Below are 12,702 nucleotides of genomic sequence, written 5' to 3' on the forward strand. Positions count from 1 at the left end.
GGAAATCCTTTCGGCATTCAAAAATAACGAGGTAAGCATGTCAGAACGAGAACTAAGCCCAACCAATGCTCTATCAAAAATAAAAGAGACCATTCATAGTCTTGGCCTAACTGCGATTACGCAGTATGCAAACAAAGAAAACCTAGTAGCGACGACGGAACTGTACGACGCAAATAGCCAACTAGTCGCATCGGGCGCAGGCAAAGGACCCGAATCACTTATTGGAGCACTCGCTGAAAGCTTAGAACACCTTGTCGCGGGCCAACCAATCGTCCTTGGTATTACGACGTGTCACTGCAAGGTAATTGCTGCACAAGCGCCGGCAAAATTCGACGGTTTACTCTTCAACTGCTCTCAAATCAAGGAGCCTCTTGAATGCTTAACGCTCACAACCCTTGATAAAAAGGAAAAATTATTAGTCCCACACGCGCTCCTCTGCCCAGCCATCGCCAAATACAAACGTCCCAAAGGAAACTCACACTTAAATTTTCTAGCCCGTTACTCATCCAATTCAGGTATGGCATTCGGATGTACGGAAGACGAGGCCCTCTTGCACGGCATTCTCGAAGTCATTGAGCGGCACATTCTATCGCTTTTTTATATGGCAATTTGCAAAATCGGCCCACCCATAAATTTATACTCCCCGTCCGCATCCCTCCTTGCGATGGCACTACATAACAATCCGTATGCAATAAAATCTGCCCAACGTCTCCAGATCGTGGTCATTAAAGATTTTTTAGGCGTTTATTTTGCAGCAGCTTTCCCCAGAGCAGGCGCAGGCGATCTACATATTGCATCTGTTGGCTCAGGTTGCTCGCTGGACGTTAACGTAGCTTTGCAGCGAGCGGTGACGGAGCAATTCCAAGCAAACGAACTGTATGACTCTGCAGGAGAAGAGCTGGACAAGAAAACCCTGGAGCTGCTGTCTAGCTCAGAAAAGCTCAAACATCTCATTGAGTTCTCCTCAATAAAGAACTTGAGACTGCCCCTCATCAAACATCAACACAAACAATTCTCAGCAAGCGTTCCGCATCAGCTGCAAATATTACAAAACAGCCTTTCCAATGACGGAAAGAAAATATTCTTCAGAACACTCACCAAGTTTGCCAACGGCTGTAGCGTTATACAAATCTACATCCCCAGCCTTGAGCGCTTCAACATTATTAGAAGTGGAAACTTGGTAGCACCCCAGCACACTCTACTCAGCTGCCCCACCCCTACACTATAAGTATGAATGCAGCTAAGAATGCCTATAGGCGACCAAATGCAAACACTTGTTAAAATAGCATGCAAACAGCATACAGCTCTGCTTACGTCTACCATCCTTACCACAATAGGGCTTAAACTTATAGCGCTCGCACCACCTTTACTGCTAGGAAAAGTCGTAGACGCACTTAGCAACAACCAGCCAACAATGAACACCTTATTCATACTGATTGCAGGCTTCATTCTGGCCGGATGCATTCAGGCCTTAGTAAACCCTGCGCAAATATTCCTATTATCCAAACTAATCCAACAAATCGTAAGAGATGCTTCAATCAATTGGATCGGGCAATTACTGCACAAAGACTTTCATCACTTTAGCTCATGGCGCATTGGCCACTTCATAAAGTCTGTGGAACGCGGAATCACGGCTCATGAAAAATTGCTTACGTTTTTCGTCACTGTCGCGTTTCCTATGTGCCTGGAGTTGCTAATTGTTGGGGGAGCCTTTTTGTATATGGGTGGTAGCGGAGTGTTCCTCGCTGTGATCGGCCTGAGTGCTATCTATCTTTTTACAGCCCACAAAATTATAAGATGGCGGAGAAAACACATTGACAGGATCAACGAACAAGAAGATGAGCTGGGTGCCATTCTGTTCAACACTTTAAACTCGGGGAAGTCTATAAAACTGGAAGGAGCAGAACACACTGCCACACACCCTTTGAAGGAAGCTTTCACCCAATACGCCAATGCCGCGGTAACGGTTACAAGCTCCGGCGGTTTTTTAAACGGTATAAAGATCCTATTCATCAGCCTTGCCACCGGAGGGCTACTTGGCTGGGGGTATTGGATCAGCTTTCAGGACAACCCATTATTAGTCTTGGGCAATTAGTTGCGACATTCTCAATCGCTGGCAGCTTCTTAATCAACATTACTGCGCTTACAGAAGGCTACCGGGTACTGGATCAATTTCTCGCAGACCAGCGCCGACTCCTGCACCTACTGTCGTTACCAAATTTTGGCGACGACAACGGCCAACTCGAAATACCCCTACAGCCCAAATCAACGTTAATACTTAATCCCTGCATCGTGACTGGCACCAGCTCCATCCGCTTGACCATCAAGACAGCCATCGAATTTACCCAAAGTCAGTCAGTTGCCATCACTGGGCCAAGTGGAGCGGGGAAATCTACCTTGCTGGAAGTGCTGGCAGGCTTGAACCCCTCACTGACAAGCAGGTTGCTTATCGACGACAAGCCCATTTGCGAACTGAGTGCCCAAGCGCATTTGAGGTACCTGAGGTATTGCCCCCAGTCGCCCCAGTTCCTGGAAGGCTACTTTGATCACTCCGTACTGTTTGGAATCCCCCCCTCGCCACACTTGAACCACGCAATTGAGCAACTGAACCTGGAAGAAATCGTTTTAAACCGCAGCCTCAGCGAAAACGCGTCCAATATTTCAGGAGGCGAAGCAAAGCGTCTGTCCCTGCTGCGCCTCGTCAACAGGCCCGGGGAATTCAATTTATTCGATGAACCCAGCGCGTCCATCGAACAAAAACTGGCCACGCCTGTGTGGGATCTGCTGTTCGATACCTTCGGCAAACGCGGATTGATATGCGTCACACATGATGTCCGCCACCTGCACCGTTTTGATCAGGTTATTGTCATGTCAAACGGAGCAATCATTGATCAAGGCCCTTGGAGCGAGTTGGCTAACAAAACGTCGATCTTGACGCTGTTAAGTGACTTTGATCTGGAAAACCAAACCGGCAACAGCTAGGAACCCCTCATACACGATGCAGCACAAAATTCGCCGCAATGGCACAATTGCCCTGCTTCGCCCTCCCCCAGACAGGATTAACCATGCCATTGCAACTCACCACCGCCCACCTGATCGTCAACCCGTGCGATGACGAAGAAGACAACATGGCCATGCTCTGCTGCCACGGCGACAAGGGCGAGATGTTCATGGTGACCCGTTATCCGGATGAGGACGAGGTGGAGATCACCTGGGATTACGAGCCGTCGACCCTGGACGGGTTGAAGATCACCCTGAGTGCCACGACGTTGCTCGTGGAGATTGGCGCAGCGGATGCCGATGCGTTGGGCGGCAGCGATCATCTGGAAATCAGCCACGGCACCGCAGAGTCGGACCTGGCCGAAGTGGAAGAAACCTTGCAGAACATTCTCAAGGGCACCGGGACCTATATCCGGGCCTAGCTGCCAAACCCGCACAATGTGGCGAGGGAGCTTGCTCCCTCGCCACAAAGGCAGGCGTCTATCGGAAAAAACCTCGGAAATTTCCCACATTTGCCAAAAAATACCCCCCGCGCCGTTAGTCTCCACCCCCTCCGATGCATTAAAGTAACGCCCCCAGGCCTGGCATTTTTCGCAATGCCCAGTCTCACCCCTCCAGGAACCGTCATCGATGGAACATCGTGAAGCGCTGCTTGCGCTGCGAACCTTTCTTTCAACGCAGATTCTCGGCCAGGAAAAACTCATCGAGCGCTTGCTCATTGCCCTGCTCGCCGATGGCCATATGCTGGTTGAAGGCGCTCCCGGCCTGGCCAAGACCAAGGCCATCAAGGAGCTTGCCGAAGGGATCGAGGCACAGTTCCATCGCATTCAGTTCACCCCCGACCTGCTGCCCGCCGACATCACCGGCACCGAGATCTATCGCCCGGAAACCGGCAGTTTTGTGTTCCAGCAAGGCCCGATCTTCCACAATCTGGTGCTGGCGGACGAAATCAACCGTGCACCGGCCAAGGTGCAATCGGCATTGCTGGAAGCCATGGCCGAGCGCCAGGTCAGCGTGGGGCGCAGCACTTACGAGCTGTCACCGCTGTTTTTGGTGATGGCCACGCAAAACCCGATCGAGCAGGAAGGCACCTACCCGCTGCCTGAAGCCCAGCTCGACCGGTTCCTGATGCACGTGAAAATCGGCTTCCCGGACGCCGCTGTCGAGCGCCGCATCCTGCAGCAAGCCCGTGGCGAAGCCCTCAATGGCGAAACCAAGCCCGAGCGCCGGGTCAGCCAGCAGGCGATTTTCGCCGCGCGCAAGGAAATCCTTGGCCTGTACATGGCTGACGCGGTGGAGGAATACCTGGTGCAACTGGTGATGGCCACCCGCACCCCGGCCAAGTTCGACCCGGAAATGGCCGAGTGGATTGCCTATGGCGCCAGCCCGCGCGGCTCGATTGCCCTGGACCGCTGCGCCCGGGCCCACGCCTGGTTGGCCGGTCGCGATTTCGTCAGCCCGGAAGACATCCAGGCGGTGCTGTTCGACGTGCTGCGTCACCGCATCATCCTGTCGTTCGAAGCTGAAGCCGCCGGCATCGACCAGGACCGCGTGGTGCAACGCATTCTCGACGTCGTTGCCGTCGCTTGACGCCCATGAACGCTGGCGATGGAACCCGTGTCACCTTGAGCGAATTGATCGAGATGCGCCATCGCGTCCGAGAAGTGCAGCTGTTTTCCACGCCGAGCCAGCGCAGCCCGCTGATCGGCCTGCACCACTCGAAACTGCGCGGGCGCGGGGTCGACTTCGATCAGGTGCGGGTCTATCAGGCCGGCGACGATGTACGCACCATCGACTGGCGCGTCACCGCACGCACCCAGGAGCCCCACACCAAACTGTTCCATGAAGAGCGCGAACGACCGATCTTCATCATGGTGGAGCAAAGCTGCCGGCTGTTTTTCGGCTCGGGGCAGATGTTCAAGTCGGTGCTGGCGGCCCAGGCGGCGAGCCTGATCGGCTGGGCGGCACTGGGCCATAACGACCGGGTCGGCGGACTGGTGTTCGGCGACAGCGAGCACTACGAAATCAAACCCCGGCGCAGCAAGCAAAGCCTGCTGCAACTGCTCAACCGTCTGGTACGGGTCAACCAGAGCCTCAATACCGAGCGCCGCCCGGAAGCCGACGCCCTCGGCATGGCCTTGCGCCGTGCCCGGGAAGTATTGCGCCCGGGCAGCCTGGTGATTGTGATCTGCGACGAGCGCGCCCTGACTGAAGGCGCCGAGCAACAGCTGAGCCTGTTGTCGCGGCATTGCGACCTGCTGCTGTTGCCGGTGTCCGACCCGCTGGACCACGCCCTGCCCGCCGCCGGGCTGCTGCGCTTCGCCGAGCGCGGCGCCCAGCTGGAACTGGACACCCTGAATTTCGACCTGCGCCAAGCCTACAAAGCCCAGGCCGAAGCCCGCAGCGCACGCTGGGAATTGCTCGCGCAAAAACTGCGGGTGCTGTTGATGCCCTTGAGTACCCAGGGTGAAATGGTCGAGCAACTGCGCGAATACCTGAACCCGCAACGCCCGGTTAAAAAGCAATGAGCAGCCTCGACCAACTGCAACCCCTGATCGCCCCGCCGGTGATCGGCTTCTGGCCGCCGGCGCCGGGCTGGTGGCTGTTGCTGCTGATCATCCCGCTGGCGGGTTGGGGCCTGTGGTGGCTGCGCCGCTTCCTGCCGGCCAAGCGCCCGCTGGCCCGTGCCGAGCAACCCCTGGACCCGCTGCGCATCGCCGCCCTCGCCGAACTGGCCCTGATGCCCAAGCCGTACGACGGCGCGCCGGCCGGTGCCTGGCTGCAACAACTCAACGGCCTGCTCAAACGCCTGTGCCGCAATGACTACCCCTACAGCCAGAGCCACACCCTCAACGGCCGCAAGTGGCTGGCGTTCCTCGACAACCGCTGCCCCGCTGCCGGACTGACCCGCTGGATGGTGCTGGTGGAAGGCGCCTACAAGCCCGAATGCAAACTCGACGACAAGGCGATCGCCGGCCTGACCCAAGCGGTCGACACCTGGATTCGCAAACATGTTTGAGTTCGCCTGGCCGTGGATCTTTGCCCTGTTGCCACTGCCGTGGTTGCTGCGCCTCATCCTGCCGGTAGCCGACAGTGGCGAACCGGCGCTGAAAGTCAGCTTCCTCAGCGACCTCGAAGGCCTGGCCCGCCGCCGCGCGCGGGTCAACCTGCCGGGATGGCGCCAGCAAGCACCGTTCGTGTTCCTGTGGCTGTTGCTGTTGACCGCCGCCGCACGCCCGGAATGGCTGGGCGAGCCGCTGCCCATTGCTGCCAGCGGCCGTGATTTGCTGGTGGCCGTGGACGTCTCTGGCTCGATGGACTTCCCCGATATGCAGTGGCAAGACGAAGACGTCAGTCGCCTGAGCCTGGTCAAGCACCTGCTGGGGGATTTCCTGGAAGGCCGCGAAGGTGACCGCGTGGGACTTATCCTGTTCGGCAGCCAGGCTTATCTGCAAGCACCGCTGACCTTTGACCGACGCACCGTACGCACCTGGCTGGATGAAGCACGAATCGGCATCGCCGGCAAAAACACCGCGATTGGCGACGCCATCGGCCTGGCCCTCAAGCGCCTGCGCCAGCGTCCGGCCCAAAGCCGGGTGCTGATCCTGGTCACCGACGGCGCCAACAATGCCGGCGAAATCGACCCGCTGACCGCCGCCCGCCTGGCCGCTGAAGAAGGCGTGAAAATCTATCCGATCGGCATCGGCGCAGACCCCGAGGAAACCGGGTCCCTGGGCGTCCTCGGCGTCAATCCGAGCCTGGATCTGGACGAACCGGCCCTCAAGGCCATCGCCGAGGCCACCGGCGGCCGCTACTTCCGCGCCCGCGACGGCAACGAACTGCTGAAGGTCAAGGAAACCCTCGACCAGCTTGAGCCCGTGGCCCAGCAACCGACTCAGGCGCGCCCCGCCCAGGCGTTGTACAGCGCACCGCTGGCCTTGGCGCTGATCCTCAGCATGCTGCTGGTGATCCAGGAACGCTGGCCGGATAACGCCTTGCAACGGCTGTTCAACAAACTGTCCAGCAAGGGCCGTTTCCTGCAACCCAATCCTGAATGGCGCGAGCGCCTGAAACGCCTGCGTTTGCGGAGGCGTCGATGATCGCCTTGTGGCCGCACTGGTTCCGCCCCTGGTGGCTGTTGCTGTTGCCGCTGCTCGGCTGGTTGCTGTGGCAGTTGTGGCACCGCCAGAAACGCGCCGGGCGCTGGCAGATGATTCTGCCGCCGGCGTTCCATGCCGCCTTGCTCAGCGGTGGCAGTGGCCGCGAAAGCAAATCACCGTGGGTGGTGCTCGGCATCGCCTGGCTGCTGGCCGTGCTGGCGTTGCTCGGCCCGAGCTGGCAGCGCGTCGAGCAGCCCAGTCAGAAACCCTCCGACCCACTGGTGGTGTTGCTGGAACTGACCCCGGAAATGCTCGCCACCGACAGCCCGCCCAGCCGCCTCGAACAGGCGCGGCGCAAGCTGTTCGACTTGCTCCAGGCCCGCAGCGATGCGCAGACCGCCATCGTGGTCTACGCCGGCAGCGCGCACACGCTGGTGCCGCTGTCCGACGACCTGGCCACCAGCCATAACCTGCTGGAAGCCCTGCGCCCCTCGATCATGCCCGAGCCCGGCCACCGCGCAGACCTGGCGGTGGAAAAAGCCCTGAGTCTGCTCAAGCATGGCGGCCTCGGCCAGGGCCGACTGCTGCTGATCGGCTCGTCGCTGTCCAAGCAGGAGCGCCAGGGCATTCGCCTGCAGTTGCAAAGCAACCAGGCGCCGAGCTTGTCGATCCTCGGCATCGGCAGCCGTGAAGGCACCCCGGTGACCCAGGAAAGCGGCGAATTCCTCAAGGACGCCCAAGGCGCAATTCTCGTACCGCGTCTCGACAGCCCGACCCTCAAGGCCTTCGCCAGCGAAATGGGCGGCCTCTACCGCCAGGCACGCCTGGACGACAAGGACCTGCGCCACCTCGGGATGCTGGACGGCCCGCAAAGCCTGCGCAATGACGGCCAACTGCTGCACCTCGACACCTGGGCCGATCAGGGTTACTGGCTGCTCTTGCCGCTGTTGCTGCTGGCCGCCTGCGCCGGGCGCCGTGGCTGGCTGTTCTTCTTGCCGCTGCTGCTGTTGGGCGCGCCGCAGCCCAGCTATGCCTTCGACTTCCAGGACCTTTGGTTGCGCCCCGACCAGCAGGGCCAACTGCTGTTGAAGAAAAAACGCCCGGCCGAAGCGGCCGAACATTTCGAAGACCCGCAATGGCAAGGCGTCGCACTGTATGAAGCGGGCAACTATGCCGAAGCCGCCAAACGGTTTGCCGAAGGCAGCGACGCCTATTCCCACTACAATCGAGGCAATGCCCTGGCCAAAAGCGGTGAGCTGGAAGCGGCGATCGATGCCTACGAACAAGCCCTCGAAGCCCAGCCCGACTTGCAGCCGGCGCTGAAGAACAAAGCCCTGGTAGAAAGCCTGATGCAACAGGAGCCGGAAAAAACCGAGCCGGCCAAACCGGCAAAAAACGAGGATGACGAAACCACGCAACCCGGCCAGACTGCGCAACCGGGCGCCAGCAGCCAGACCGCCACCGGTGGCGAGCAGACGTCCCAAGGCCAGGGCCAGCCCGGCGCAACCGATACACAAACCGGCGCGACACCTCACGCCGGCAGCAACGAGGTACCCGGCAGCGAGTTGGGTGATGAGCAAACCACCACCCCGCCCCTGCGCCCCGCAAACGGCACCTTTGAAGGCGAACAGCGCCAGGCCCTGGAACAATGGCTGCGGCAGATCCCGGACAACCCCGGCGAGCTGCTGCGACGCAAATTCTGGTACGAACAGCAACAACATCAGGACAAGACTCGATGAACCGCTGCACCGCCCTTCTTCTCACCCTCGCGTTGTGGGCCAGCCAGGCCCAGGCAGCCGGCCTGGTGGCCAGTGTCGACCGCAGCCGCATCAATTCCGGGGAGACGGTGGAACTGACGGTGGAGTCCAACGACGTCACACTGTTCGGCAAACCGGACCTGGCGCCCCTGGACCCGCTGTTTGAAGTGAGCGGCACACGCCAGATCAACCAGCTCACCACCCTGGGCGGCGACAACCACGCCACCACCCGCTGGATCATCACCCTGCTGCCCAAAGAGAACGGCACCGTGGTGATTCCGCCCTTGCAGATCGGCGAACTCAAGACCCAGCCGATCACCCTGCAAGTGGTGGAGACCGTCAGCCAGAACACCGAGGCCCAACTGGCCCCGGTGTTCATCGAAACCAACCTCGACCAGGACAGTGTCTACGTCCAGGCCCAGGCGCTGCTGACCGTGCGCGTCTACCACTCGGTGTCGCTGTACGACGACAGCAGCCTCACGCCGTTGCAGGTGGACGATACACGCATCGAACAATTGGGCGAATCACGCACCTACGAGAAAGTCATCAACGGCATACGCCATGGCGTGATCGAAACCCGCTATGCGATCTACCCGCAGCACAGCCGCACGTTGACTATTCCGGCGCAGACATTCAGCGCCACCCTGGTGGAGCCGCGGCCCGCCCAGGACAACAACCCCCAAGGCTCCAAACCCGGCAAACTGATCCACGTCAGCTCGCCGGAGCTGTCGCTGACGGTCAAGGCCAAACCGGCAATGTACCCGGCCGACGCTCCCTGGCTGCCGGCACGCAGCCTGACGCTGACGGAAAGCTGGAACCCCGAGCCCGATCACGTACAGGTCGGCGACTCCCTGACCCGCAGCCTGACCTTGAAAGCCGAAGGCTTGGCCGGCGCGCAACTGCCGCCGCTGGCGCTGAGCGACATCCCGGGCCTGCGCCGCTATCCGGACCAGCCGGTGCTGAGCAACCAGAACAACGACCGTGGCCTGATCGGCAGTCGCGAAGACCGCGAAGCCCTGGTGCCCAACCGTGTCGGCGCACTGGAATTACCAGCGGTGGAAGTGGTGTGGTGGAACACCCACGAAGACCACCTGGAACGCACCAGCCTGCCGGCCCGCACCCTGCAAGTGTCGACCAATCCGAGCCTGATCGTCGACACGCCGGCCAGCCCAACGGTGATCACCGCGCCGGACAATGACAGCCTGTGGATCTGGCAACTGACCAGCCTGATCCTGGCCTGCACCACCCTGCTGGGCTTCGGTTTGTGGTGGCGTGCGCGCTGGCAGCCGGCAATCCTGCGGGCCGCGCAAACCGGCCCGAGCCCGCGCACCTTGCTGGACGACCTCAAGCGGGCGAGCCAGGCCAATGACCCGCAGGCCACGCGTCAGGCACTGGATGCCTGGGCGCGACAGCAGCCGGAAACCCTGGCGGACATGGCCGCGCGGTTTGTGCCGCTGTCAGATGCGTTGGACGGGTTGAACGGCGCGTTGTACAGCGAGAGTGGGCAGTATTGGCAGGGTGAAGAGTTGTGGCGGGCGGTGAAGGCGATTCCGATGGCGGAGCGCGAGCAGGACCCTGCAGGGGATAGCACCAGCTTGCCGCCGCTGTATCCCAAGTAGCCCCCCCCTTTTACAAACACCCTAAGACCAAAGTTGGAACCGGGCTTATGTGGGAGCTGGCTTGCCTGCGATGGCATCACCGCGGTCTGACTGACAGACCGAGGTGCCTGCATCCCGGGCAAGCCCGGCTCCCACACAAACCGGGTTCCCACCTTTTGATCTGCTGCGTCTGGGTTACTTGCGCGCCGCCTCCCACGACTTCAGCAACTCGTTATAACTGACCGTCTCACCCTGCGGCTTCTCATTCGCCAGCTTCGGCTTCGGCGCACCCGGCTGGTCAAACCAATACTGTGCGTCCCTTTCCTCGTTCATTTTCGGCCCGCAAATCGGCTGCACCTTGGAGCGTTCCAGGCGCGTCATGATCGCGTCCTGATCCTTGGCCAAGCCATCCAGCGCCTGTTGCGGGGTCTTCTCTCCGCTGGCCGCCTCCGAAATATGGCTCCACCACAATTGCGCCAACCGTGGATAGTCCGGCACGTTGGTGCCGGTCGGGGTCCACTCCACCCGTGCCGGGCTGCGGTAGAACTCCACCAACCCGCCGAGTTTCGGCGCCAGGTCGGTCATGGCCTGGGAGTTGATGTCGGACTCACGAATCGGTGTCAGGCCCACGATGGTTTTCTTCAGCGACACGGTTTTCGAGGTCACGAACTGCGCGTACAGCCAAGCCGCCAGTTTCTGCTTCTCGGGCGTCGACTTGAGGAAGGTCCAGGAACCTACGTCCTGATACCCCTTCTTCATGCCCTTTTCCCAATAAGGCCCGACGGGTGATGGCGCCATGCGCCACTTCGGCGTGCCATCGGCGTTCACCACCGGCAGGCCCGGCTTGGTCATGTCGGCGGTAAACGCGGTGTACCAGAAGATCTGCTGGGCGATGTTGCCCTGGGACGGCACGGGGCCGGACTCGGAGAAGGTCATGCCCGCCGCTTCCGGTGGCGCGTAGGCCTTCATCCAGTCCACGTATTTCTGCGTGGCAAAGACCGCCGCCGGGCCGTTGGTGTCGCCGCCACGGGTCACACTGGAGCCCGCCGGGTGGCAGTCCTCCACGCGAATGCCCCATTCGTCCACCGGCAAACCGTTGGGCAGGCCTTTGTCGCCGCCACCGGCCATGGAGAACCAGGCATCGGTGAAACGCCAGCCCAGGGACGGGTCTTTCTTGCCGTAGTCCATGTGCCCGTAGACGCGTTTGCCGTCGATTTCCTTGACGTCTTCGCTGAAGAATTTGGCGATGTCTTCATAGGCTGACCAGTTCACCGGCACGCCCAGTTCATAGCCGTATTTTTCCTTGAACTTGGCTTTCAGGTCCGCCCGCTCAAACCAGTCGGCGCGGAACCAGTACAGGTTGGCGAACTGCTGGTCGGGCAATTGGTAGATCTTGCCGTCCGGCGCGGTGGTGAACGAGAGACCGATGAAGTCCTTGATGTCCAGGGTCGGCGAAGTGAAGTTCTTGCCTTCGTTGGCCATCAGGTCGGTGATGGATTCTGTCTTGCCGTAGCGAAAGTGCGTACCGATCAAGTCGGAATCGTTGACCCAACCGTCATAGATATTCTTGTCGGACTGCATCTGGGTTTGCAGCTTCTCCACCACGTCGCCTTCCTGCAGCAGGTCGTGGGTCAGCTTGATCCCGGTAATTTCGCTGAAGGCCTTGGCCAGCACCTTGGACTCGTATTCGTGGGTGGTGAGGGTTTCCGACACCACGTTGATCTTCATCCCACGAAACGGCTCCGCGGCCTTGATAAACCACTTCAGCTCTTCGAGTTGCTGGGCTTCGGTGAGGGTCGACGGTTTGAACTCACTGCCGATCCATTTTTTCGCAGCGTCTTCATAAGCATCCGCCCAGGCCGCAGCACTGAGCCCGCTGAGCGCCAGCACGGCCGCCAATGAAATGCTATGTCGCAGCTTATTGTTTTTATCGAACATAGAGACCTCCTGGTTTTGGGGTTCAAAAGGGGCAGCTAGCCCCAACGCATCACAGACAACAGCCACACCAGAGACAGCGCGGACGCCACCCAGATACTCCAGCCGGTTACGCCGATCACCAACAAATGAAGGTAGGCGCTGCCGAGAAGACCGATAAACAAGCGATCACCACGGGTGGTGCTGATCGGTAACAAACCGCGCCGGGGGATACTCGGCGAACGCAATTCCCAGGTCGTCATGCCCACCAGCAGCAGGCCGATCGCGGCAAAGAAAAGTGCAGTCGGGGTGGTCCAGGCCATCCATTCCATC

12 protein-coding genes are annotated in these 12,702 nt (G+C 59.8%); 10 read left to right on the top strand and 2 right to left on the bottom strand.

The genetic code is table 11. The features are described from left to right. The first annotated feature begins 37 nt into the window (after nucleotides 1–37). The 10 genes from JFU58_RS08795 to JFU58_RS08835 all read left to right on the top strand — a co-directional run bounded on the left by JFU58_RS08795 (nucleotide 38) and on the right by JFU58_RS08835 (nucleotide 10,476). Nucleotides 38–1,228 (top strand): YcaO-like family protein, encoded by a 1,191-nt coding sequence (locus tag JFU58_RS08795; protein WP_235616454.1) that lies wholly within the window; start codon nucleotides 38–40, stop codon nucleotides 1,226–1,228. 36 nt (nucleotides 1,229–1,264) lie between these two features. Then, nucleotides 1,265–2,095 carry an ABC transporter transmembrane domain-containing protein gene (locus JFU58_RS32210; RefSeq protein WP_242488238.1) on the top strand — a complete coding sequence of 277 codons (831 nt, stop codon included), beginning with the start codon at nucleotides 1,265–1,267 and terminating at the stop codon, nucleotides 2,093–2,095. Then, a complete protein-coding gene (locus JFU58_RS32215) occupies nucleotides 2,050–2,982 on the top strand; it encodes an ATP-binding cassette domain-containing protein (RefSeq protein ID WP_242488239.1) in 933 nt (310 codons plus the stop codon). Before JFU58_RS32210 ends, JFU58_RS32215 begins: the two co-directional genes overlap by 46 nt. 83 nt (nucleotides 2,983–3,065) lie before the next feature. After that, nucleotides 3,066–3,422 (top strand): hypothetical protein, encoded by a 357-nt coding sequence (locus JFU58_RS08805; RefSeq protein WP_093209152.1) that lies wholly within the window; start codon nucleotides 3,066–3,068, stop codon nucleotides 3,420–3,422. 208 nt (nucleotides 3,423–3,630) lie between these two features. After that, nucleotides 3,631–4,590, top strand: a complete 960-nt coding sequence (locus tag JFU58_RS08810; RefSeq protein ID WP_003218556.1) for an AAA family ATPase — start codon at nucleotides 3,631–3,633, stop codon at nucleotides 4,588–4,590. 5 nt (nucleotides 4,591–4,595) lie between these two features. Further along, on the top strand, nucleotides 4,596–5,528 hold the full coding sequence (locus tag JFU58_RS08815) for a DUF58 domain-containing protein (RefSeq protein ID WP_003218540.1): 933 nt from the start codon (nucleotides 4,596–4,598) through the stop codon (nucleotides 5,526–5,528). After that, on the top strand, nucleotides 5,525–6,019 hold the full coding sequence (locus tag JFU58_RS08820; protein WP_003218539.1) for a DUF4381 domain-containing protein: 495 nt from the start codon (nucleotides 5,525–5,527) through the stop codon (nucleotides 6,017–6,019). Before JFU58_RS08815 ends, JFU58_RS08820 begins: the two co-directional genes overlap by 4 nt. Further along, nucleotides 6,012–7,100: a vWA domain-containing protein gene (locus tag JFU58_RS08825; protein WP_063029404.1), complete on the top strand. Its 1,089-nt coding sequence runs from the start codon at nucleotides 6,012–6,014 to the stop codon at nucleotides 7,098–7,100. The genes JFU58_RS08820 and JFU58_RS08825 overlap by 8 nt, the downstream gene beginning before the upstream one ends. Next, a complete protein-coding gene (locus JFU58_RS08830) occupies nucleotides 7,097–8,839 on the top strand; it encodes a tetratricopeptide repeat protein (RefSeq protein ID WP_201140286.1) in 1,743 nt (580 codons plus the stop codon). Before JFU58_RS08825 ends, JFU58_RS08830 begins: the two co-directional genes overlap by 4 nt. Further along, a complete protein-coding gene (locus JFU58_RS08835; protein WP_201140287.1) occupies nucleotides 8,836–10,476 on the top strand; it encodes a BatD family protein in 1,641 nt (546 codons plus the stop codon). Before JFU58_RS08830 ends, JFU58_RS08835 begins: the two co-directional genes overlap by 4 nt. Before the next feature lie 174 nt (nucleotides 10,477–10,650). On the opposite strand, the gene JFU58_RS08840 is transcribed toward JFU58_RS08835, so the two are convergent. After that, a complete protein-coding gene (locus tag JFU58_RS08840; protein WP_201140288.1) occupies nucleotides 10,651–12,393 on the bottom strand; it encodes an ABC transporter substrate-binding protein in 1,743 nt (580 codons plus the stop codon). A 35-nt stretch (nucleotides 12,394–12,428) separates the two neighbouring features. Then, nucleotides 12,429–12,701, bottom strand: coding sequence for a DUF2160 domain-containing protein (locus JFU58_RS08845; protein WP_010173082.1), 273 nt, complete (start codon nucleotides 12,699–12,701; stop codon nucleotides 12,429–12,431). Nucleotide 12,702: the final 1 nt, after the last annotated feature.

It is taken from the genome of Pseudomonas sp. TH34, assembly GCF_016650865.1.
GTDB classification, from domain to species: Bacteria; Pseudomonadota; Gammaproteobacteria; order Pseudomonadales; family Pseudomonadaceae; genus Aquipseudomonas; species Aquipseudomonas yamanorum.